The organism is Krasilnikovia sp. MM14-A1004, assembly GCF_047159485.1.
In the GTDB taxonomy this organism is placed as follows: Bacteria; Actinomycetota; Actinomycetes; order Mycobacteriales; family Micromonosporaceae; genus Actinoplanes.
The window spans coordinates 4226889-4249959 of record NZ_AP038773.1 but is presented as its reverse complement, the minus strand read 5'-3'; the positions used below and the strand labels follow the sequence as shown (position 1 = coordinate 4249959).

The window sequence follows — 23071 nt, the reverse complement described above, 5'->3', positions numbered from 1 at the left end:
CTCAGCGTGGCGCATACTCTCTCCGCGGCTACGGGTGCAGGGGAGGCGGCCGCCGATGCTGGGTGCGCTGGGTCTGAACCCCGGGGACGAGGCGGTCTACGGCGCGCTCGCCGGGCGCGCCCGGGCCGGCCCGGCCGAGCTGGGCGGCCTGCTGCACGTACCCGTGGCCGAGGTCGAGGCCTCGCTGTCCCACCTGATCGCCTGCGGCCTCGTGACGTCCACCCCCGACGGTGTCTACGCCGCGGCCCCGCCCGCGATCGCGCTCGGCGCGCTGATCAGCGAACGGCGGGCGGAACTGCGCAGCGCCGAACTCGCCCTCGTGACCCTCGCCGAGGAGCACCGCAGGGCGATGGCGGGCCGCTCGATCAGCGAGTTGATCGAGGTGGTCACGGGCGTCGAGGCGATCCGGCACCGGTTCGCCCAGGTGCAGCATGCCGCGCGCCGCGAGGTCCGCAGCTTTGTCACCGCGCCCTTCGTCGCCGTGCCGCCGGGCGAGAACCCGGTGGAGTCGCAGCAGGTGGCGCAGGGCGTGCGCTACCGGGTCGTGATCGACCGGCCGGCGCTGGCCGAGCCCGGCGTGGTCGCCGAGACCCTGGAGTCGTTGCGCCTTGGCGTCCAGGTGCGGGTGGCGGAGTCGCTGCCGATCAAGCTGATGCTGGCCGACGCCGAGCTGGGGCTGGTGCCGTTGACGGCGGTCGCCGGGGAGGAGCCCGGCGCGGTCCTGCTGCACCGGGCCGGGTTGCTCACCGCGATGGACGCGCTGTTCGAGATCGTGTGGCGCCATGCGCACCCGCTCGACGCCGGCGCCCTCGACGGCCCCACTGCGCCCGACGGCACGGACGTGGAGACGGACGTGCCCACCGCGCTGGACCGCAGGATCCTGGCGTTGCTGCTGGCCGGGCTCACCGACCAGGCGGTCGCCACCCAGCTCGACCTTTCCCTGCGTACGCTGCAGCGGCGTCTGCGCCACCTGATGGACCTGGCCGGCGTGCAGAGCCGGATGCAACTCGGCTGGTACGCCGCCCGCAACAACTGGGCGTAAACGCGGACCCGCGTGAACGGCCCATTTCGGAGCGATTACGTTCCGGAACCTCAAGTGCTTGTGCTGGTGTATGCACGATGTTAACTTTTTGCCAGGGAGCGCTCCCACGCTCGATTTCCCCCGCGCATTCCCGGCCACTGCATCCCCATTGCTCCACAGTGGTCAAATCCCCCAGGCGAGAGCTTCACGGCACAACCATCACCCCGTTATCCGATCGACGGATGGGAGGGTGCCGTTGTCGGCGCGGATGCTCGTACGCCGCGATCGCCTCGTGAGGAGGCCGTCATGCGACCGCCGACGATCCGCCCCCGGGTCAATGTCCGCCGCTGGTTCCTGTCCCCATTCCTCGTTATCGCGCTGGTGTCCGCGCTGACGCTCAGCCGGGCCTCGACGGCTCAGGCCGCCATCGGTGGCAGCTTCGTCGAAAACTTCAACTCCTTCGACACCGGCCGCTGGTACAAGTCCGACGGCTGGACCAACGGCAGCCCCTTCAACGTCGGCTGGCGGGCCGATCACGTCTGGTTCAACGGTGGCGTCATGGGCATCAACCTCGACACCGCCACCTGCCCCAGCGGCTGCTCGGGCATGCCGTACGCATCCGGCGAATACCGTTCCAACGACCTGTTCTCCTACGGCCGCTTCGAGACGCGGATGATGGCCGTCAAACGCTCCGGCACCGTGTCGTCATTCTTCACGTACACCGGGCCCAGTGACGGCCAGCCGTGGGACGAAATCGACGTCGAGATCCTCGGTAAGAACACCACCCAGATGCAGACCAACTACTTCACCAACGGTGTCGGTGGACACGAAACCATCATCAATCTGGGATTCGACGCCTCGACCGGCTACCACGACTACGCCATCGAATGGTGGAACCAGGGCACCATCAACTGGTTCGTGGACGGCAAACTCGTCCACCAGGAAACCGGCTCGCGCGGCGCGCTGCCCACCCATCCGCAACGCATCATGGCCAACCTGTGGCCGGGCATTGGCGTCGACAGCTGGCTCGGCGCGTTCGCCTACCCGGGAACGCCGTTGACCGCCCGTTACGACTGGGCCAAGTACACCAAGTACTGACATCCACCGCCCCGGAATCGCCCCGCCGGCCGGCGAACGTCCACTACGTCGTTCGCCGGCCGGCCACACGCCATCGGCTCGGGCACACGCTGCGCACGGGTCCGTTTGGCCAAGGCGTTCCTGCTGTGACGACGTGCCAGGTCAGCTTGCGACGGAGTTCTGCAGCATCATTCGTACGTACCGGGCCTGGTAGTGGTCGAGCAGATCGACAGCGTCTGTCAACGCGACTCGCTCCAGGGCGTCGAAGGCGCGGCGGTAGATTCGAACCGTCCGGTGCCCCTTCGACATCACGGACGTGTTGAACAGATCCACGCTGACCCAACGGTTGTCGGCAACGTAGAACCCATGGAAGGGAGCGAGGGGCAGCGGTGCGTGATCTGGGATGATCAGCAGGTAGACATTCGGACGGGCGGCCAGCTCTCGCATGCGTTCGATCTGCGCGATCATGTCGGCCGGCCTGCACACCCGGTTCCGCAGCACTTGCTCCGTGATCAGAAAGCGGAACTCCCGATCGGGCAAAGCCAGGATCTCGCTCCGCTTCATCCGAGCTGTGACGGCCTCTGAGACCATCACAGCCGAATCGACGAGCCGAGCGTCGTCCAGCTCCTCCTTCAGCTCGGTCATGATGGCGCGTGCATATTCACTCGTCTGGAGAAGCCCTGGGACGACGGCCGGCTGGAAGACCCTCAGGTCCTTTGCGGCCGTCTCGATCCGGCCCATCTCGCTCTGCGCGGTTGCAAGGCCCTGCTGGGCCCAGGTCCAGTCAGTGAGCCGGTTGTCCGCATGCTCGGCTAGCTCCACGACGCGCTCGACCTCGGCCTGTGGCATCCCGAGCGCTTCGGCCAGCAGCCGGACGTCGCCGGGCTCCGCCGCGACCACTCCGTTCTCCAAACGGGAAATCTTGGCTTGGCTCATTCCGACTCGGTCGCCGAGCACCTGACCGGTCAGCTTCTGTCGCTTCCGCCAGCGGGCCAAGATGGCGCCTACCGGCTCGATGGGCCGGTCGGGGCGGAGGTCGGGCGAGTCCTGCACCGCAACTCGCCCCCCTCCAGCATGGTCATCAACCAATGCTATGCATCTGCTTGCATGGCGGCCGCCAAGAGTTCCATGGGAATCTCCACTAGCTGCTCGCCAGCAGGCAGATCGACGTCGACGCTCTCTGCCGCAACGATGTAGCCCTGTACGACAAGGGTATTCCGGTCTGTCCTGTAGACGGTCGGGCAGCTGCCTGCGCCGCACAACGTGGTAACGAGAGTCAGTTTCGGTGCGCCCGATACGCCCTTATTGTCATGGTTCACATCGCGCATATTAGCGCAGCGGTCACGTGATCCACGGAATATTCGGGTCCGCGACCCACCTAACCACAGCTGGGCAGGCGCGCAACTCCCCAGTTCGGCCAGTCTGGCTACGTTGCGGCACCGTGATGTTCCCATGCTTGTACGTTCTGTTACCAAACGGGTCTGAGTGAAATTCATTCACGACGATGAACCTTGCCACAGTGGAGCATATCAGCGAATATTCAATGAGGAAGCCTCGGCGGGCATGTCGGCTCCGGTCGGAAAGTGATGACTGGTGATCGCTATCAGCAACTTCCGACATCATGGGCATGCCCGGTCCTGCATATGCTCGGCGATCCCCCGCACGATCAGGATCGGAGGTCGGCAATGCCACTCCTCTCCGTTGCCTCACCGGCGATTCTGGACGGCCAGAGCGCGTCCTGGATCCACCACCCGCTTACCTACCTGGCCGTCGCGGCTGTCTGCCTGATGGTCGCCCTGCGCTCGCTCAAGCGGGCGATGTCCCCGATGAAGGCTCTGATCCCCGCCTTCGCGGCTGCGGCCTTCGCCGTCGTCGCCACCCTGCTGGCGCTCTCGATGCTGATCATCGCCGCCCTCGCAACCGTGAGTGGCGTCTAGCCCTGGCAATGACATGGAGGGTTTCTGTGACCGGATTCGTCGTGCTTGTCGCCGCGGGAGCTCTCGCGGTTCTGATCCTGACCGAACTCGTCGCGGCTGCGCTGCCGGTGCTCATCGTCATCGCGGTGGTTCCACCGGAGGAGCGAGAGGGACTGGCCAAACTCCTCGCCGCCTGCGATAGCTCCCCGAAGCTGCGCTTGTGGACGGCTCTCCGGCTGGCGGTCTGGGCGCGACGTGACGAAGCGAAGCACGCCCGTACTGATGCCCACCGACAGCACCCCGTGGCGAAGCGGCCGCCAGTCTGAACCCGTGTCCACCTGGCCGACGGCGTCAGTTTTCCGCACCGCCCGGCCTCGGCGGGAACGGCAGCAGGCGCATCACCACGTCCGCCAGGGTGGCCGCCGCGGTCTCTGGCGCGGCCGAGGGCAGCACGACGTGGCTCACCACGAGCCGGACGATCGACTCGGCCGCCGGGGCGAGGTCGGTGGCGTCGGCGTCGAGCTGCGCGGCGGCCCATTCGCGGACCGCGTCGCCGGCCAGTACGAGCACCACGTCGGCCCGGGTGGTCAGGTAGGGCAGCAGGTCGTCGGCGCCGCCGCGTGCGCCGGTCAGGATCGCCTTGACCAGCGGATTCTCCGCGGCCGCCACGAGGACGTGCCGGATCGTGGCCTCGGCGATGGTCCGCATGTCGTCTCCGGGCGTGGCCAGGTCCGTGCGGACGGCGGCGACGAACCGTTCGATCTCCTCGGTCGCGACCGCCTGGCCGAGGCCGGCCTTGTTGGCGAACTCGTTGTAGACCGTCTGCCGGCTGACCCCCGCGGCCTCGGCGACGTCGGCCATGCGGACCGCGTCCCAGCCGCGGGTGATGGCGAGGTTGCGGGCGGCCGCGATCAGCGACCCGCGCAACAGCCGACGGTTCTGCTCGCGCAGCGAGCGGACGGGTGTCACCACGGCACGACCGTAGACGCGGCACGGCAGCGTGTCAAAAATCTTGACACCAGCATCGTACGTGTAAAGCATCGAGGCATGGAAATCGCTGCCCCCGCCTGGCGGGACACGAAGCGTCCGCTCTGGCCCCTGGCGCTCGTCGTGCCCGCCCTGCCGTTCGTCTCGCTCCTGTGTGCCGTCCTCACCGGCGGCGCCTGGGCCTGGTGGCTGACCCCCGTGGTCATCCTCGGCCTCATCCCCGCCATCGACCTGATCCTCGGCGACGACCGCGGGAACCCGCCCGAGGACGCGGTGCCCGCGCTGCAGGCGTCGCGCTACTACCGCTGGATCACGTACCTGTACGTGCCCGCGCAGTACGCGGCGCTGGTCGCCGCGTGCGCGGTCTGGACGGCGGGCCCCGGCCCGGTCGCCGCGGCGGGGCTGGTGCTCACCGCCGGCCTGGTCAACGGCATCGCCATCAACACCGCGCACGAACTCGGTCACAAACGCGAGTCGGTGGAGCGCTGGCTGTCCAAAATCGCGCTCGCCCCGACCGGCTACGGCCACTTCTTCGTGGAACACAACCGCGGCCATCACGTACGGGTCGCCACGCCCGAGGACCCGGCCAGCTCACGGCTGGGGGAGAGCTACTACCGGTTCTGGGCCCGGACGGTGCCGGGCAGCCTGCGCTCGGCGTGGCGGCTGGAGACCTCCCGCTTCCGGATCCGCTCCCGCTCGCCGTGGACGTACCGCAACGACATCCTCAACGCCTGGGCCATGACGGCCGTACTGTTCGCGGCGCTGACCGCGGTGTTCGGGCCGCGCGTCCTGCCGTTCCTGCTGGTGCAGGCCGTGGTCGGCTTCTCCCTGCTGGAGGTCGTCAACTACCTGGAGCACTACGGCCTGCGGCGGCAACGCACCCCCGCCGGCCGGTACGAGAAGGTCGACCCACGGCACAGCTGGAACAGCGATCGGCTGGTCACCAACGTTTTCCTGTTCCAACTGCAGCGGCACAGCGACCACCACGCCAACCCGCTGCGCCGCTACCAGACCCTGCGGACCTTCGACGTCTCGCCGCGGCTGCCCGCCGGGTACGCCACGATGGTCGTGCTCGCCCTGGTCCCGCCGCTGTGGCGCCGGGTCATGGATCACCGGGTGCTGGCCCACTACGGCGGCGACGTGACCCTGGCCAACACGGTGCCCGCCCGCCGGTCGTCGGTGTGATCGGCGCCGTGCCGGACCTGAACCGGCGGGCCGTACCCGTGGCGGTGGCCGGAGGCCGTGACCTCCGGCCACCGTCGGCGTCAGCCGATCCGGAGATCGTCGACGACCCAGTACCAGTTGTTGCTGGCGTCGTAGTAACGGAACTTCACAGTCATCGCGGTAGCACCGGCCGGGACCGTGACCGGCAGCGACTCGACGGTCGCGCGGGCGTCCGCGACGTACCGCTTCACCAGCTGGTCCGGGCCGCCGTCGAACGAGACGAGGACGTCGCCCTTCTGGCTGCCCTCCTGCCGGTAGTGCGTCACGTAGTTCAGGCGGACCGTGCTCCCCGCGGCCACGGGGTACGCGGGCGAGACGAGAGTGGAGTCGTAGCTGCCGCCGCCGGACTTGTCGGCGAACTCGTCGCTGTCGGCGACGGCGAAGACGCCGCGGGTACGCAGGGCGTTCTCCCGCTCCTGACCGCTCTGCGCGCGGCTCCAGAACTCGTCGGTGGCGAACGACCAGCCGCGCCACTCGGTGACCCCGCCGGTGGGCATGGCACTGCGGATCACCGACCAGCCGGTCGGCGCGGTAGGGGTCCAGCCCGCCAGCGTGGCGGGGGTACCGGTCTCGTCCACCCGGGTACGCAGCGCGAGGCCGTCGAACGGGTCGGTGGAGCGTACCCGGACGCTCTTGCCGTCCAGGGTGGCCGCCACGCCGAAGTGCGCCAGCGCCGAGGCGGCGACGTCCACCTGGCGTACGTCGATGGGCCGGGATCCCGCGCTGATCCCGGCGCCGCTCGCGAGGACGAAGGTGCCGCGCTCGTCGATGCCGCAGCCGCCGTGGCCACCCTGCGGGATCCGGTGACCGTGGTCGGTGGTCACCATGATCAGCCAGTCCTCCTGACCGTACGTGGGCCGGGAGCGCACCGCGGTCAGTATCCGTCCGAGCTGCTGGTCCTGCTTCTCGATGGCGGCCTGGTACGCCGCGCCGGTGCCGGAGGCGTGCGCCACCACGTCGGTGTTGCCGAGGTAGACGAAGGAGGCGTCCGGGCCGCCGTTGCTCAGCCGGCCGACCGCGTCGGTCGTGGTCCGCTCATCCTCGGCCGGGTAGCCGTTCGCGTCGCCGTCGAAGGTGACCCGGGTGTCGATCGCGGACGAGAACGTCCCCTGGTTGTGCAGGGACGGCCAGTCGACGGCCGAGTAGGTGGCGTACGCCGGGTCGGCCCGCTCCAGCCGGGTCAGGAAGTCCGGGTAGGTGCCGTACTGCCTGCCGATGAAGGTGTTGTTCTTGACGCCGTGCCGGTCCGGCCACACTCCGGTGGCGATGTTCGACCAGCCCGGCCCGCTGGACGACTCGGCCGTCGTCGGGCACTGCACGAGACTGCGGCCCAGCATGCCCTGCGCCGCCAGGTCGTGCAGATTCGGCGCGTTCGCCGCGACGACATTGTCCCAGTTGAGCCCGTCCATGCCCACGACGAGCAGCTTCTTGACCGGCGCGGCTCCCGCTGCGGGTGCGGCGGGCACGGTCAGGACCGCGCCGACCAGCAGGGCCGCGGCGAGGGCCCGGCGTCCGATGGGTGGCATCGTCACCTCCAGGTGTGATCCATGGGCTTCGTATCGAAGTCAGTCAATATGAACACAGCGGGTCCGCCGGGTGGGCGGGTGGTGACGGGTCCGGACCCATCTCTGCCGCACCGGGGTGGGCGGCGGCGCGAGGCGCGGTTCGGCACGAAAGCGTGACGTGGCGGCCGCAGCCGGCTCGTAGCGTCCCGTGCATGGGTGAAGTGAGGTTCGGACGACGGCGGTTCCTGGCTCTGACGGCGGCGGCCGGTGCGGCGGTCGCCGGTACGGGGCTGCTGGGAGAACCGCTGGCCGAGGCGGCCACCGCTGTCGACTACGCCGGGCTGAAGCGGGCCCTCACGGGTCCGCTGCTGCGGCCCGGCGACACCGGATACGCCACGGCGGCCAAGCCGTACAACAGTGCCCTCGGCGTACGGAAACCGGCCGCGATCGCCAAGGTGGCCGGCGCCGATGACGTGCGCACGTGCGTGCGGCGGGTGCGCGGGCACGGCGTGCCGCTCGCCGCCCGCGCGGGTGGGCACAGCTACGCCGGCTTCTCGACGCCGGACAACGGTGTCGTCGTCGACTTGTCGGCGCTCAAGGGGATCACGGTCACGAGCGACGGTACGGCGGTCGTCGGCGCCGGCGTCAAGCTCATCGACCTCTACTCGGCGCTGGCCGCGCACGGCCGCGCGCTCCCGGCCGGATCCTGCCCGACGGTCGGCGTCGCCGGCAGCACCCTCGGCGGCGGCATCGGCGTGGTTGCCCGGACCTACGGTCTCACCTGCGACCACCTCAAGTCGGCCACGGTCGTCACGGCGGACGGCGCCCTGCACACGGTCGACGGCAACCACGACGCCGACCTGTTCTGGGCGCTGCGCGGTGGCGGGGGCGGCAACGGCGGCATCGTCACCAGCTTCACCTTCGGTACGGTCCCGGCGCCCACCGTCACGATCTTCTCGCTGCGCTTCCCGGCGTCGCGGACGTCCCGCGTGCTGCGTGCCTGGTCACAGTGGATGGACGCCGCGCCGGACCGGCTCACCTCGCTGTGCGCCGTCACCGCGGCGAGCACGCCGACCAACCGGGTCACCGGCACCTGGACCGGCTCCGCCCCGACGCTCGCCGCCCACCTCTCCGCGCTGATCACCGCGGTCGGCGCGAACCCGACCTCCCGGACGACCCACACCTACGACTACCTTTCCGCGATGAAGTACTTCGCCGGCTGCCTCGGCAAGACGATCTCCGCCTGCCACGCCGGCGGCCACGAGGCCTTCCGGGCCGCGTCGCGGATGCTCGACCGTACGGTCACGTCGTCCATCGCGGACCGGGTCGTCGCGCTGATGAGCAGGCAGCAGGGCATGGTGCTGCTGTTCGACTCGCTGCGCGGTCAGGTGGGGCGGGTCGGGACCGCGGACACCGCGTTCGCCCACCGCGGCGCGCACGCCTCGGTGCAGGTCTACAGCGGCAACGCGGCCAACGGCCCGGCGGTGCTCGCGGTGCAGCAGGCGCTCGCGCCGATCGTCGGCAGCGGCGCGTACGTCAACTATCTGAATCCGGGCCAGAAGGACTGGGCGAGCGCCTACTACGGCGCCAACCTGCCCCGCCTGCGGCAGGTGATCCGCAGGTACGACCCGGACCGCGTCTTCGACTTCCCGCAGTCCGTCCTGCGCGCCTGAGGCGCCGCGGTCGGGCCACGCGGAACTCGTCGCCCTCGGGGTCGTGCGTGGTGGGCGCCGGCGCCCGTTGCCCTCGGGGTCGTGCGTGGTGGGCGCCGGCGCCCGTTGCCCTATGCTGAGCGGCGCGGTGGCCGATGCGACGGACACCGTCCACTACGGACGGAGACGTGCCGTGTGGGTCACGGGGGATGGGACAGGGATGAGACGACGGTGGGATCTCCGGTCCGCGCTGCGGGCCGTGGTCGGCGTCACGGCGACTGTGGCGGCCGGGCTGACCGTGGCCCCGGCTCCGCCGGCGGCCGCGGCGACCCGGGTCCCCGTCGCGGGGGCCGCTGCCCCGGCCGCCGACTGCCGGCTGCCGGCATCCGGGGGGATCGGCAACGAGCAGGAGGGCCCCACCGACTACCGCCGGTGGCTCCCGGCGCAGGGCGCGCTGCGGGCGGTGTTCCTCTTCGTGGACTTCTCCGACGCTCCGGGAGGCGCCGGGGAGCTCGCCGAGCGGCGCGACATGTTCGCTTCAGCACCGGGTGACTGGCTGCGGACCGCGTCGTACGGCCGGGCCTCGCTGGTGCCCACGTTCACCACCGCGTGGGCGCGGATGCCGCGGCCGCAGAGCGCCTACGCGGGCTTCAACGCCTCGTTCGAGGCGCACCGTGCCTACCTGCAGGACGCGGTCACGGCCAGCGACGCCGTTGTCGACTTCACCGGGTTCGACCTCGTCTACGTGGTGTCCCCGCGGTCCGCCACGGCGATCGCCGTGTCGCCCGCGTTCATCGCCGACCCCGGATGGGGCGTGTCCGCCGACGGCGTGGAACTGCGCCACGGGGTCACCCTCGGCGCCGATGTGGACAGCTGGGGATACCGGGTCCTCAACCACGAGACCGGCCACGTGTTCGGTCTGCCGGACCTCTACACGTACGGTGCCGGCTGGCCCGACCTGCACCGGCCGGTCGGCGGCTGGGACCTGATGGGTCTGATCAGCGGCCCGGCACCGGACCACCTGGCCTGGCACAAGTGGAAGTTGGGTTGGCTCGACGACACGCAGATCTCCTGCGTCACCGCCCCCGGCACCCGCACGGTCACGCTCACCCCGCTGGGCACCGCGACCGGCCTGAAGGCCGCCGTGGTGAAGGTGTCCGCGCAACGCGTCATCGTGGTGGAGAACCGCCGAGCCGACAGCCTCGACGTGGCGTCGCCCTGCCTGCGGCCGGGTGTCCTGGTCTACGCGGTGGAGGCCGGCGTCGGCGGCGGCAACAACCCGGTCCGGGTCATCGACGCCCAGCCCGGCAGCGCCGTCGACGGCTGCGGCCCCGGCGACGCGGAGCTGGACAACGCCACCCTCACCGCGGTCGGTCAGCAGGTGACCGATGCCGCCTCCGGTGTGCGGGTCACGCTGACCGGGACCAGCGGCGCCAAGCGGACGGTGCAGGTCGCCTGGTGAAGCCGGGCCGCGGGCCCGCGCGCCGGCGGGCTCCCGATCGCGGGGTACGGCACACTGCGGTGAACGTGGGGACCCTCCGACCCGACCGCGCAGCGTGAGCGAGGTGACCGCCGTGCCCGTGGGCCGCCTGCACCACCTGATCATCGACTGTCCCGACCCGCCGGCCTCCGCCCGATTCTGGAGCGCGGTGCTCGGGCTGCCCGTCACCTACGACGATCACGACTTCGTTGTCGTCTCGGCCTCAACCACCACCTCCGGCCTCGCCTTTCAGCGCGCCCCTGATCATCGCCCGCCGACCTGGCCCGACCCGGCCGTGCCGCAGCAGATGCATCTCGACGTGATGGTCGATGACCCCGACGCCGCCGCCGGGGCCGTCCTCGCGCTCGGCGCCACACCGCTGCCCGGCGACCACGTCTTCGCCGACCCCGCCGGCCACCCGTTCTGCCTGATCCCACGACCCGGCTGGGCGCCGCCGGTGACCTGACTTCCTCAGGTGCGGTTTCCGTCAGACGATATGAGTGCGAGGGATGAAATCGGACCGGGGGGATCGCGTGAGCGACGTCGGGGTGCGTGGACGCCGCTGGTCCGCGGGCAGCCGCCTGGAACTGACCGATCTTGAGGTCGACGCCGAGATCGGTCGCGGCGCCGCCACGTCGGTGTTCCGGGCCGAGCGCCACGGCCGGCCCTACGCCCTCAAGCAGCTTCGCGGCGCGGCCGGACACGAGCCGGAGGCGCTGGCGTCCTTCCGGCGCGAGGCCGCCCTGATGGCATGCGTGGACCACCCCGGCCTGGTGCGTACCCGGGCCGTCGGCCTGCACGACGGGCGCCCGGCCCTGGTCACCGACCTGGTCGACGGTGCCTCGCTGGCCGACCTGCTGGTCGGCGGCATGCTGGACCAGGCACGGGTGGTGACGCTGGGCGCGGAGATCGCCCGGGCGCTGGCCGCCGCGCACCAGGCGGGCCTGGTGCACCGCGACCTGAAGCCGCACAACGTCATGGTGCCGCGCTCCGGCCCGGCCATGCTCATCGACTTCGGTCTGGCCGCCCGCGCGGGCAAGGCGGTTGCCGAGGACAGCGCGGTCGGCACGTTCACCTACAGCTCGCCGGAGCAGACCGGGATGCTCAAACGCCCTGTCGACAGCCGCTCCGACCTCTACTCCCTCGGCGCCGTACTCTTCGAATGCCTGACCGGGCACCCGCCCTACCAGGGCTCGGACGTCGGCGCGCTCCTGCGCCAGCACGCCGCCGCGCCGATCCCCGACGTACGCAAGATCCGTCCGGACGTCGACCCGGCACTCGCCGAGATCATCACCCGGCTGCTCGCCAAGGACCCCGACGACCGGTACGGCTCGGCCACCGAGCTGCTCGCCGCACTGCACCGCTGCTCCGACGCCGTCGTGGCGGGGGAGCCGACGAACTGGCCGCTGTACGGCCGCGACGCCGAACTGTCGGCGCTGACCACCCGGTGGGACCGGGCACGTGCCGGGGCCGGTGGCGTCGCCGTGATCCACGGCGCCGGCGGGCTCGGGAAGACACGCCTGGTCGAAGCCGTCGCCGCCGCCGACGACGGGGCGCTGGTCCTCGACGTCCGGTGCGGCCCGGACGACACCGTGCCCCTGGTGGCGCTGCGTGAGGCGCTCGACCGCCGGATCCAGCAGTGGCGGGCGCTGCCCGCGGACGAGTGGGCCGCCGCCGCGCAGGCCGTCCGGGAGTCGGCGATGGCGGCCGGCGCGAACCTGCTCAAGTCCCTGTCGGCGGGCCTCGCCGACCTGCTGGCGGACGTTCCCGACACCGCCACCGAGGGCCGCGACGAGCAGTTCGTCCACGCGGTCGCCACGTTCCTCATCGAGCTGTCCCGCCGCGTCGGCCCGGCGCTGCTCTGCGTCGACGACGCACACTGGCTCGACGACACCGGTCGCCGTGTGCTGGCCGACCTGGACCGCAGCCTGAGCGAGGCACCCCTGCTGGTGCTGATCGCCGCCGCGGACGCCGCCCCCGGCGAGTTCGCCGCCGCCGAACCGGTGCTGGCGCTCGGGGCGTTGCCCGACGACGACATGGCGGCCCTGGTCGCCTCCCGGTTGCCCGGCGCTCCGGTGCCCGGCGAATTGGCCGCCCACGTCACCGCCCGTTCCGGGGGCGTGCCGCTGTCCGCGATCGAGTACCTGCGGCGCCTCGTCGACGGCGGCCTGCTGGTGCCGCACTGGGACACCTGGCTGCTCGACGAGGAGGGCCTGGACGCGCTGCCGATTCCGGCCGACGGCCTCGACCTGGTCGTGTCCCGGCTCGACGAGCTGACCGGCGCCGACCGTGCCGTCCTGGCCGTCGCGGCCGCCGTGGGCAGCCGGTTCGACCTCGACCTGGTGACGGCGGCGGGTGGGCTCTCCGCGGACGACGTCGCCACGGCCGTGGAGGCGGCGATCGGCCGCCGGCTGGTGGAGGCGCGCGCCGCGGGCCGCTACGGCTTCGTCTATCCGGCCGTCCGCCGGGCCCTGTTGGCCACCATGGACCCCGCTGACCGCCGGGGCCTGCACGCGCGGATCGCCCGGCAGCTCGAATCGCTCGACCCGGCGCGCCGGGAGGCCGACCACGTCTACGCGGTCGCCGGGCACTACGCGCAGGCCGACCCGGCCGGCGAGGCCGAGGCGGTGTACCGCACCAGCGTGGCCGCCGGCCGGCAGGCGCTGGCCGACCAGGCGCCCGCCGACGCCGTCACGTTCCTGGAGCAGGCAGAGCACGCCGCGGACGCCCACGGGCTGCCCGTCGACGTCGACACCCACCACCTGCTCGCCACGGCGTACCTGCGGGCCGGACGGCTGAGCCCGGCGCGGGAGCGGCTCGACCTGGCGCTCGCGCGGTCCGACGATCCATGGCAGCGGGCGTCGCTGTGGACGACCCTCGCCGAGCTGCACAACGTCGGCTACGCCGACGAGGACGCGGCCAAGGCCGTCTTCGCGGGGCTGGCGGAGATCGGCCGGCCGTTGCCGCGCAACAAGCTGGCGCGGGTGTTCTCCGGGTTCGGCCCGGCGCTCGGGGCGGCGCTGATCCGGCGTACCGGCATCGGGTTCGGCACGGTCAGCGGCCGGCGCCGCGAGGAGTACCTCATCCGGGCCCGGCTGCTGGACACGGGCGCCTACTCCGCGGCCCTCGGGATGCGGCTGGACGAGGTGGCCACGTTCGCGCAACGCGCCCTGTTCGTGGCGAACCGGCTCGGTCCCGGTGCCCCGCTCACGCGGGCCTACGCGATGGTCGGCTTCATCGCGGTGATGGTCCGGCTGCGCGGTGTCGGCCTGCGGTGCTTCGCCCGCGCGGCCCGCTACGCCGCCGAGCTGGCCGACCCGGCGCTCGTCGCGTACGTCGACTTCACCCGCACCATGGGACTGCTGTTCTCCGGCTCCGGCGACTCCGCCCGCGAATGGGACGAGATGCTGGACCGGCACGCCCGGTGGCTGGAGCCGGCCCAGTTCATCGCCGGTGTGGCCACCGCCGGCATGCGCCAGGTCCTGCGCGGCAATCCGCGCGAAGCGCAGGCCTGCTACGAGCGGGCCATCGCCGTGCTGCCGCCCGGTCGGGAGATCAGTGGCACCACCATCGCCGCCCTGTCGGTCATGATCCCGGCCCAGCAGGGCCACCTGGGCGAGGCGGCCGCCGCGCTCGCCGACCTGCAGGAATCGTTCGACCATGACACCGCCGGGATCCAGCAGCGCCGGACCCTGGTCCTGGCCACCATGCATTCCCTCGTGGAGCAGGGCGAGTTCGGTGAGCTGTTCGAGGCGGCCGCCGCCGACTTCGCAGAGTTCGCCGACAGCGGCGAGCTGATGACCCACCACAACTGGTGCTACACCTACCTGGCCTACGGCCGCCTGACGCAGTGCCGGCAGGCGCCGGACGCCAAGAGCCTGGCCGCCGCCCGCGCGGCGGTGCGCGAACTCGGGCGGCACACCGCCACGTCACTGCTGGTCGCGGCGCACCAGATCACCCGGGCCGCGCTCCTGCTGCTGGAGGGCAAGTACAGCGCCGTCCTGCGCCTGGTCGACCGGATCGAACGCAAGGCGCGGCCCCTCGACTCGCCGCTGGTCGCGTTCGAGATCGCCCGGCTGCGGGCCCGGGCGCTGTATCGCACCGGCGTCACCGGCGAGGCCGAGCGGCAGGCGCAGTGGGCTCACATGATCGCTACCAGGTACGGCCTGGAGGGCCGGGCACGTCAGGTCCGTGCCGAGTTCGGCATTACCGACGCCACCTCCGCCGCACCCGGTACGCGGATCGGCGAGCGGGCCACCAGGACGGTCGTCAACCGGCGCATGGAAGCCCTCCAGCAGGTCAGCATCGCCGCCGCCTCGGTCCTCGACCCGGACCGGCTGGCCCGGATCGCGCTGGACGAGACGCTGCGCATCCTCGGTGCCGAGCGCGCGCTGATGTTCCTGGTCGACGACGCCGGGCGGGTCCGCCCGTTCGTCGGCCGCGACGCCGCCGGCGCCGACCTCGACGCGGTCACCGACTACGGCTCCAGCCTGGTGCACCGCGTCGCGGACACCGGCGAGGCGCTCGTGGTGACCGGCACCGAACACGGTGCGTCGCTGGGCTCCGAGAGCGTGGTGGCGCACGGCCTGCGCAGCATCATGGTCGCTCCGGTGCAGATCAAGGGCCGGCTCATCGGCATCGTCTACCTGGACAGCCGGATGGCCCGCGGCATCTTCACAGAGGACGACGTCGAGGTGCTGACCGCGATCACCAGCCACGTCGCCGTGTCCCTGGAGACCGCGCGCGCCGCGCAGCTCGACCTCGCCGTGCGTACCGCGCGCCAGCAGCAGGAGCTGGCGGAGACCCTCCGCGCCAGCCTCGCCGAACTGACCACGATCCTCGACCCCGCGCAGCTGCTGCACCAGCTGTTCGTCACGCTGCACACCCAGCTCGGTGCCGAGACCGCCGCCCTGCTGCGCGGCGACGACCAGCTCACCGTCACGCACCTGACGGGCCCGGCACCCGGACTGGTGGGCCACCAGGTGGACCTGCGCACCGACCCGGCCTGGACCCGGCTTCCCACCGGCGAGTCCGTGACGGTCCTGCGCGACGGGAAGGCTCCGGCCGCCGTCGCCGAGTTGCTCGGCGCGCACGCGGCGACGTTGGTGGTGCCGCTGGTCAACCGTGACGGCCGGGTCGGCGTGGTGCTCCTGGCGGGGCCGTCCTTCGACGACACCGCACGCAACGTGGCCGCCACGCTGACCGGGCAGGGCATGACCGCGTACCACAACGCGCAACTGTTCACCCGGGTGCAGGAGCTGGCCACCACGGACGAGCTGACCGGTGTGCACAACCGCCGGCACTTCTTCTCGCTGGCGGCGGCGCTGTTCGGCGTGGCGCGGCGCAGCGGCCACGGGCTCAGCGCGGCCATGCTCGACATCGACAACTTCAAGAGGATCAACGACACGTACGGGCACGGTGTCGGCGACGACGTCATCCGCGAGGTCGCCCACCGCATCGCCTCCGCCCTCCGGGAATCCGACATTCTCGGCCGTTACGGCGGTGAGGAGTTCGCGGTGTTCCTGCCGGGCGCCGACCTCGACATCGCACCGCTCGAACGGATCCGGTTGGCCGTGGCGGCGGAACCGGTGGCGACCCGCGACGGGCCGGTGACCGTGACGATCAGCATCGGCCTGGCCGCCCTCGGCACCCACGACGACGGCCTCGACCAGTTGCTCGCCCGCGCGGACCATGCCCTGTACCAGGCGAAGACGGGCGGCCGCAACAAGGTGGTCGCCGTCTAGCGTCATCGCCGGGCCGCGACACGCACCACGATCGGGCCGGAGAATCCGGCGGTCGCGTTCTAGGTTCTCCTCGTGCGAACAAGTCGACTCGAGGCGTTCAGTGACGGCGTACTCGCCATCATCATCACGATCATGGTGCTGGAGTTGAAGGTGCCGGAGGGCCCCGAGCTGGCCGATCTCATCCACTGGACCGGCACCGGGTTGCTGACCTACCTGCTCAGCTTCGTGTACGTGGGCATCTACTGGAACAACCACCACCACACGTTCCAACTTGTCCGGCAGGTCGACGGCGCCGTGATGTGGGCGAACCTGGCGCTGCTGTTCTGCCTGTCGCTGTTCCCGTTCACCACCGCCTGGGTCGACGAATCGAGGTTCGCGCGGACCCCTGTCATCATCTACGGCGTCAACCTGCTCTGCGCGGCCCTCGCGTACTTCACGCTGCAACGGATCATCATCCGGCACGAGGGACCGCAGGGTCTGCTCCGGCAGGCCGTGGGCATGGACCTCAAGGGCATGGTCTCCCCGCTGTTCTACGTGGCGGGGATCGTGTGCGCCCTGACGATCGACCGGAATGGTCACCTCGGGGCGGCGATCGCCATGGCCTGCTACGTCACCGTGGCGATCATGTGGATCGTGCCCGATCGCCGCATCGACCGGATGGCCCGCCAGTTCGGCATGCCGGACTGAGCCCGGTGCGGCCTACCGCGGGATCGCGGTCCGGACGATCAGCACCCGTTGCGTGTCGTGCTCGTCGATGAAGGACTGCGCGAGGTAGAGCCAGTCGCCCTGCACGGCGACCAGGTCGGCGTGACCGGCCGCCGTGGCGACCCGGCCGTCCGGCGTGACCCGCAGCACCTCGGTCTCGGCCTGCGTCCAGCGGTCGTCGCGGGCCTGGTCGAGCACGGCCTGCTGGGTGTCGTTCGCGGCACCCTCCCAGTCGAACGAGCCCGGCAGCCGGTCCTGCCCACTCCGCACGTTCGTCAGGTAGAGGTCGCCGTTCGCGGCGGCCACCAGACCCGCGTTGTCTGCGGCCCGCTGGAGCTCGTTGGTGGTACCGGACATCGCGGTCCGCAGCCCCGCGGCCCGCCCGCGGTCCCGCCACGGGGCACGCGATTCGTCGGCCCCGGGGCCGGTGGCGCGCCTACCGGGAAGGTCGCCGATAACCGCGTCGGCGGAGCCGTCCGGTGTGACCCGGACGACGACGCTCTTGTCGACCGCCGCGTAGACGCTGCCGTCCGGGGCGACCGCGAGCGGAACGGTGAGACCCGAGTCGAGCGCCAGGTCGGTGCCGCGGATCCCGTCGGCGAAGCCCCCGCTCACGGAGGCGGGCGCGCCGTTCGGGTCGCGGCCGAGCACGGTACGCAGTCTGCCGTCGCGCACCGTGCGGACCAGCTGGAACGTGCCGGAGCCGACGCGGTTCTCGACGAGGTACAACCGGTCGTCGGCGGAGACGGCGACGCCGTCCACGGCATTGGTGAATGCGCCCCCGGCCGGGGCACCGTCCGCGGCCGGGGTACGCGGCCCGCGATAGGTCGTCCGGTCCAGGCCGAACCGGCGGACCGTGCGGCCGTCCGGCTCGATCCGCAGAACGCTGCCCGGCCCCTGCACGAGGCTGACGTAGACGCTGCCGCGCGGCCCGGCGGCCAGCCCGCTGACGGTGGTTTCGTGCAGGTCCGGCACCGCGACGTGGGAGAGCCGCCCGTCCCGGACCGTCCACAGGGTGAAGTCCCAGCCCGTGCAGGTCAGTACCCGCAGTGCCGCGCTGTCGTCCATCGCCATGCCGATCAGCCGTCCGCTGATTTCCGAGTCCGCCGCCGACCGGCCCGCGCCGGTGCCGGCCCCGGCCACCACTTCGATCCGCTGGCCCGGCTGAGATGCCAGGGTGTCGCCCGGCAGGATCATCACGAGCAGCATGGCGACGGCGGCCGCGCCCCAGTACCGGCCGTGGTGGCTGACTTTCGCGCTCGCGCCGGACAGCAGCCACGGACCGAGCCGGGCGCCTCCGGCGGCCGCCCCGATCGCCGCCGGGATCGCCATCGCCGGGTGCGGCCACCACGGGCCGTGGTCCGGTGCCCTCAGCGCGCCGACGCCCGAAGCCACGAGCACGGGCGTGGCACAGATCACCGCCCCGGCGAGCCGGGCCGCCCATCCCGGCGGCGACCACCACGGGGCGAGCGCGGCGATGACCACCCCGGAGACCAGCCCGCCGATCAGCCCGCAAACGATCCCGAAGGCCAGGCCGATCGGCAGGACCAGCGGCAGCCGGACGAAGGCGCTCAGCCGGTCGCCGGGTGGTACCTCCACGAGTGTGGCGCTGCCGAAGAAGACCAGACTGGTCAGCATCCCGGTCAGCGCGCCGATGCCGAGGCCGCCGGCCACGCTCCGGCCGAAGGCTCGGACGGCCGCGCGCGCCCGGGCGGGCCGCTGCGGGACGTCGACAGAGTCAAGAGCCATGGGTCGCACGATAGGCGGTGCCCGGTCACCGGCGCGGACCGCCCAAGATCACGGGGGATTCATCCCGGTACGGGGGGCGGTGCTCCGGCGGGCGGGTAACCGCCCGCCGGAGCCGGGCGGATCAGGCCGGAGGCGTGTAGGTCGGCACGTTCGCCGCGATGATGTGCGGGTGGAACTGGAAGACGTTCGGGTCGTCGGGGTCGACGGTGACGCTGACCCAGTGGTTCTGGTATTCGCCGAACGTGGTGACGCGGGTGAAGTTCTCGACGACGTTCGCCCCGGCCGCACCGGCGGCGTTCGTGGTGGCGTAGTCGGTGAGCGGCTTGTCCACCTCGAAGCTGTGGCTGTCACCGTTGACCAGGACGACCGGTCCGCCGAAGGCGACGGTCTGGGTGAACAGCTCCTTCTTGGTGTCGGCGTAATGGGTCACCGTCGCGGTGGGATCCCACATGTCCGCCTGAATGACGACCATGACGCCGCGCGAGTGGTCGGCTTTCGCGGCGGCGAACCCGTCACGGAGCCATTGCAGATTCGCGGCATTGCGGGCCGCGTATTCGGCCTGTGCTTCGGCGGCGGGTCCTTCCTTGCCGCCGAGGGAGAAGTTGTTGTCGCTGCCGGGAATGTTGAGTCCGATGTAGGTGACCGGACCCTTGCGCCAGCGGACGTTCTCCGGGTATTGGGCGCTCTGGCGGGTCAGCTTGATGGTTCTCTGGCCGAGGCTGCGGTCGGTGGGATAGAACAGCGTCCGTTCGTACGCGAGCCGGTCGTTGGAGTCGGAGACCCTGCCCCCCTGGATGGTGGTGCGGTCGCAGTCGGTCCAGTCGTTGTCGCCGGGGAGCACGACGAGGGGGTCTTTCAGGGTGGCCCACTTCGACAGCGCGTACTGGTAGATGTCCGGGTGGGTCGCGTCCGCGACCGCGTTCTCCGGCGTGGGGTTGGCCGGGTCGGTGGGGTGCGCGTCGGCGTAACAGGGTTCGCTGCCGTTCTTCGCATCACCGTCGAAGACGCTGAATGCAAGGTCGTACGTGTTCATGTCGGCCAGTACGGCGGGGTAGTGTTCGCGGCCGTACGCGGCGTATGGCATGTCACCGAAGAGTCCCACCTCATAGGAGTCATCGGAATGATCGTTGTTTCCGTGGTCGCTGTCGGCGGCCGCGATGCCGGGTACCAGCAGGGTCGCGGCGGCCACGATAGCGAAGAGCGATTTGCGCATGGCGGCACGGTGGTCGACGCGGACAAACCCGCGGTTCCACAGAGGTGCATGGCGGGTTAACAACGGCATCGCGCAGCAGTATGTACCTGTTCGAGGGACCCCGCTCCGCCGCGCGGAAAAGGGGGAGCGGAAAAGGGAGGATGGCCGGGTCGTCGTCTGTCCGGAGGTGTTCGGCGGTCATCCGCCGGAAGGTGTCCCGCTGGGCTGCGGCTCGCTGGACTTGACCAGTGCCTTCTCGGCCGCCGCGATGGTAGCCGCGTCCACCTCTCCGGTCGGTTCGACGCCGACATCCTTCTGGAACGCCGTCAGCGCCTCGGTCAGCGCCGGCGTCCATGTTCCGTCGACCGGTCCCGTCCAATGGCCGGTCAGCTTCAACGTCTGCTGAACCGCCGCGGTCGAGGCGGTAGCCTGCGCGGCGGTGGCGCTGCCCTTCGCCGCCAGCTCCGCCTGCAACGCGTCCGTGGTGGCCCTGTCCATCGCGCCGGTCACGGGCAGACCGTTCTTCTTCTGCAGCGCCTTGACCGCATCGACGGTCGACGGGCCGTACACTCCATCGATTTCGGCCTTGTAGTACCCCGCCTCGGCGAGTGATTTCTGCACCGCCGTGGTGTAGTCGTGCACCGCGGCCTCGGCCTTCTTCTGCTGGTCGTCGGTCAGGCAGCCGGCCTGCGCGAACAGTCTCAGCCACGACATCTCCAGCGCCACCGCGGCGGCGTTGAACTGCTCGGCCGCCTGTGACAGCGGGGTCTGGTCGGTGATGCCCTGCTGCGCCGCGGTGAAGTCGGCGTCGGCCTGCTTCACCCGGTTCACCGTGGCGGCGGGCACCGCCGGAGGGCTGGACGGGGCGCTGGCGGACGGCGACGGCGGGGCGGACGCGGAGCCGGACAGGCGGGCGAGGGTGGCCCGGGCCTCGGCGAGGTCCTTCTCCGCGGTCGCCACCTTGTCCTTGGCGGCCGTCACGTCCTCGGCGCTCGCCACGACGTCGGCCCGCGGGTCGGTGAGGTCGGCGCCGGCGTTCTTCACGTCGCCGACGGTCGGCGCGGTGCTGTCGAGGATGTCGCCGTAGCGGTCCAGCGCGGTCAGATACGTCGCGGTGGAGGTGCAGAACGCTGTCGTCTTGGCGCTCAGATCGGTCTGTGCCGCATCGAGCGCCTGCTGTTTGTCCGCGACCTCGGACTGGGCCCGGCGCAACGCCGCGTCGCCGTCGTTTCCGCCTCCGCCGCAGCCCGCGACCGTGACGGCGAACAGCGTGGCCAGCACGGCGGCGCCGGCCCGGCGGCGTTCAGTGCCGGCCACGGCGAACAGGCAGGACGGCCGTGCCCGCCGCGGTGGGCGGGGCCGGAGAGACGCGACCCCACATGAGTACGCCCTTCATGCGCTCCAGCGTCAGCGCTCGGCGGCGCGGCCGGATCACCCGGCGTGGATGAAAACCGGGGGGTGCGGGACTCCCCGCAACCTTAGCGATCGTTCAGTTATGCTGGTGGCCCCTGGTCGGATCGAGGAGTACGCGATGGCTGAGCCGGTGCTGACCTACCGCGGCACGGTGTACCCGTGGCACTGCGACCACATGGGACACATGAACGTCATGTGGTACGTCGGCAAGTTCGACGAGGCGACCTGGAACCTGTTCACGACCCTCGGCATCACCCCGGACTACCTGCGGTCGTCCGCGCGCGGCATGGTCGCCGTGGAGCAGCACCTCACCTACCACCGTGAAGTCGTCGCCGGTGACACCGTCGCCGTGCACTCCACGCTGCTCGAAGTCCGGGAGAAGGTGATGCGGTTCCGGCACGAGATGCGCAACGCCTCGGGCGAGACCGCGGCCGTCACCACGCTCACCGGCGTACACCTGGACACCGCGCGGCGGGTCTCCTGCCCGATGCCCGCCGACATCCTGGAGGCGGCGCGCCGGCTCCGGTCGGTCCAGGCGAGCTCAGAAGCCGGGGAAGACGGCGCGTAGCTGGTCGAGCGAGATGTTCCCGGTCACCTCGACCTCGGCCGGAGTGTGCTGCGGGGTCAGCCGGCCGTAGATGAGCCGCAGCGCGGACTCCAGCGGACCGGTGAACGTCGCGGTCGTGGGCAGGTCGGCCGTGGTGAACCGGGCCCCGCCGTCGAGGGCGATGCGGTAGGCCGTGCCGCTGATGCCGACGACGGTGGGCTCGGGCGCCGCGTCGGTCTTGGCGATGAAGCCGAGCAGAAAGCCGAGGCTGCCGCTGAGGTGCTCGGCGAGCAGTTGCGCGGAGCCCTCGGTGAGGGCCGCGGCCGGGTCGATTCCGACGCGGACGTCCCAGCTGTGCTGGACCACCTCACTGAGCCGCAGGGCGGCGAACGACGCGAGCGGAAGCGGGTCGGGCAGGAATCCCACCTTGACCCGGAGGTCCTCGTGGCGTCCCTCGGGAATGCCTTCGAGCGCCGTGACCAATGCGTTGTCGGACGCCATGGAGCCGGTGGCCTGGTCGTGCGGGCTCAGCGCGTTCCACCGGTCCCAGACGCCCTGGTTGAAGTCCTGCGCCGGCGGCTCCGTCCCGCCCAGCGCGGCCGACAGGCTCGCGAGGGTGATCTCGGCGCCGCTGCCCAGGTGGGAGAGGACGTCGGCGATGCTCCACTCGGAGGCGCCGGACGCGCCGGTGACCTGCTCGGCGGAGAGCGCGGGGACCGTGTTCGCCAGGGCGTCGTGCTCACTGCGCAGGGCCGCGATCGTGCGGCCGGCAAGAGTCGTCATACGGTCAAACCTATGCCCAGTCGGGTTCGGCGGCGCGGTACCCGTACGGGCGTGGCGCGCCGACCGAACGACGACT

18 protein-coding genes are annotated in these 23071 nt (G+C 71.3%); 11 read left to right on the top strand and 7 right to left on the bottom strand.

All coding sequences use genetic code 11. The annotated features are described in order from the left end of the window. Window positions 1-55 precede the first annotated feature (55 nt). A complete protein-coding gene (locus ACMCNN_RS18220; RefSeq protein WP_412741711.1) occupies window positions 56-1042 on the top strand; it encodes a transcriptional regulator TrmB in 987 nt (328 codons plus the stop codon). A gap of 285 nt (window positions 1043-1327) precedes the next feature. Beyond that, window positions 1328-2119 (top strand): beta-glucanase, encoded by a 792-nt coding sequence (gene bglS, locus ACMCNN_RS18215; RefSeq protein WP_412741710.1) that lies wholly within the window; start codon window positions 1328-1330, stop codon window positions 2117-2119. 141 nt (window positions 2120-2260) lie between these two features. Here the strand turns inward: bglS and ACMCNN_RS18210 are convergent, their stop codons facing one another. Then, window positions 2261-3151 carry a helix-turn-helix domain-containing protein gene (locus ACMCNN_RS18210; RefSeq protein ID WP_412741709.1) on the bottom strand — a complete coding sequence of 297 codons (891 nt, stop codon included), beginning with the start codon at window positions 3149-3151 and terminating at the stop codon, window positions 2261-2263. Between the two features lie 632 nt (window positions 3152-3783). On the opposite strand from ACMCNN_RS18210, the gene ACMCNN_RS18205 reads away from it, so the two are divergent. Further along, window positions 3784-4035, top strand: a complete 252-nt coding sequence (locus ACMCNN_RS18205; RefSeq protein ID WP_412741708.1) for a hypothetical protein — start codon at window positions 3784-3786, stop codon at window positions 4033-4035. Window positions 4036-4061: 26 nt separating this feature from the next. Next, a complete protein-coding gene (locus ACMCNN_RS18200; RefSeq protein WP_412741707.1) occupies window positions 4062-4340 on the top strand; it encodes a hypothetical protein in 279 nt (92 codons plus the stop codon). Between the two features lie 25 nt (window positions 4341-4365). Here the strand turns inward: ACMCNN_RS18200 and ACMCNN_RS18195 are convergent, their stop codons facing one another. Then, window positions 4366-4986, bottom strand: a complete 621-nt coding sequence (locus tag ACMCNN_RS18195) for a TetR family transcriptional regulator (protein WP_412741706.1) — start codon at window positions 4984-4986, stop codon at window positions 4366-4368. Between the two features lie 75 nt (window positions 4987-5061). On the opposite strand from ACMCNN_RS18195, the gene ACMCNN_RS18190 reads away from it, so the two are divergent. Next, on the top strand, window positions 5062-6186 hold the full coding sequence (locus ACMCNN_RS18190; RefSeq protein WP_412741705.1) for an alkane 1-monooxygenase: 1125 nt from the start codon (window positions 5062-5064) through the stop codon (window positions 6184-6186). An 80-nt stretch (window positions 6187-6266) separates the two neighbouring features. Here the strand turns inward: ACMCNN_RS18190 and ACMCNN_RS18185 are convergent, their stop codons facing one another. Beyond that, a complete protein-coding gene (locus tag ACMCNN_RS18185; RefSeq protein WP_412741704.1) occupies window positions 6267-7751 on the bottom strand; it encodes an alkaline phosphatase family protein in 1485 nt (494 codons plus the stop codon). A 191-nt stretch (window positions 7752-7942) separates the two neighbouring features. Between ACMCNN_RS18185 and ACMCNN_RS18180 the strand changes: the two genes are divergently transcribed. From ACMCNN_RS18180 to ACMCNN_RS18160, 5 genes are all read left to right on the top strand, one after another. Next, a complete protein-coding gene (locus ACMCNN_RS18180; RefSeq protein ID WP_412741703.1) occupies window positions 7943-9403 on the top strand; it encodes an FAD-binding oxidoreductase in 1461 nt (486 codons plus the stop codon). Window positions 9404-9602: 199 nt separating this feature from the next. Beyond that, complete coding sequence (locus ACMCNN_RS18175) at window positions 9603-10844, top strand: M6 family metalloprotease domain-containing protein (protein ID WP_412741702.1); 1242 nt, start codon at window positions 9603-9605, stop codon at window positions 10842-10844. A gap of 103 nt (window positions 10845-10947) precedes the next feature. After that, window positions 10948-11328 (top strand): VOC family protein, encoded by a 381-nt coding sequence (locus tag ACMCNN_RS18170; protein ID WP_412741701.1) that lies wholly within the window; start codon window positions 10948-10950, stop codon window positions 11326-11328. A 67-nt stretch (window positions 11329-11395) separates the two neighbouring features. Next, a complete protein-coding gene (locus tag ACMCNN_RS18165) occupies window positions 11396-16606 on the top strand; it encodes a diguanylate cyclase (RefSeq protein ID WP_412741700.1) in 5211 nt (1736 codons plus the stop codon). A 72-nt stretch (window positions 16607-16678) separates the two neighbouring features. After that, the gene (locus ACMCNN_RS18160) at window positions 16679-17293 is read left to right on the top strand and encodes a TMEM175 family protein (RefSeq protein WP_412741699.1); all 615 of its coding nucleotides are present in this window, start codon (window positions 16679-16681) and stop codon (window positions 17291-17293) included. 12 nt (window positions 17294-17305) lie between these two features. Here the strand turns inward: ACMCNN_RS18160 and ACMCNN_RS18155 are convergent, their stop codons facing one another. The 3 genes from ACMCNN_RS18155 to ACMCNN_RS18145 all read right to left on the bottom strand — a co-directional run bounded on the left by ACMCNN_RS18155 (window position 17306) and on the right by ACMCNN_RS18145 (window position 21569). Continuing rightward, window positions 17306-19060, bottom strand: a complete 1755-nt coding sequence (locus tag ACMCNN_RS18155; RefSeq protein ID WP_412741698.1) for a hypothetical protein — start codon at window positions 19058-19060, stop codon at window positions 17306-17308. 121 nt (window positions 19061-19181) lie between these two features. Next, complete coding sequence (locus tag ACMCNN_RS18150) at window positions 19182-20273, bottom strand: hypothetical protein (RefSeq protein ID WP_412741697.1); 1092 nt, start codon at window positions 20271-20273, stop codon at window positions 19182-19184. 177 nt (window positions 20274-20450) lie between these two features. Continuing rightward, window positions 20451-21569 carry a peptidoglycan-binding domain-containing protein gene (locus ACMCNN_RS18145; RefSeq protein WP_412741696.1) on the bottom strand — a complete coding sequence of 373 codons (1119 nt, stop codon included), beginning with the start codon at window positions 21567-21569 and terminating at the stop codon, window positions 20451-20453. 214 nt (window positions 21570-21783) lie between these two features. Here ACMCNN_RS18145 and ACMCNN_RS18140 point away from each other — a divergent pair, with 214 nt between their 5' ends. Then, on the top strand, window positions 21784-22233 hold the full coding sequence (locus tag ACMCNN_RS18140; RefSeq protein WP_412741695.1) for an acyl-CoA thioesterase: 450 nt from the start codon (window positions 21784-21786) through the stop codon (window positions 22231-22233). Here ACMCNN_RS18140 and ACMCNN_RS18135 read toward each other — a convergent pair. After that, window positions 22207-22995, bottom strand: coding sequence for a maleylpyruvate isomerase family mycothiol-dependent enzyme (locus tag ACMCNN_RS18135; RefSeq protein WP_412741694.1), 789 nt, complete (start codon window positions 22993-22995; stop codon window positions 22207-22209). The genes ACMCNN_RS18140 and ACMCNN_RS18135 overlap by 27 nt on opposite strands. Between the last annotated feature and the right edge of the window lie 76 nt (window positions 22996-23071).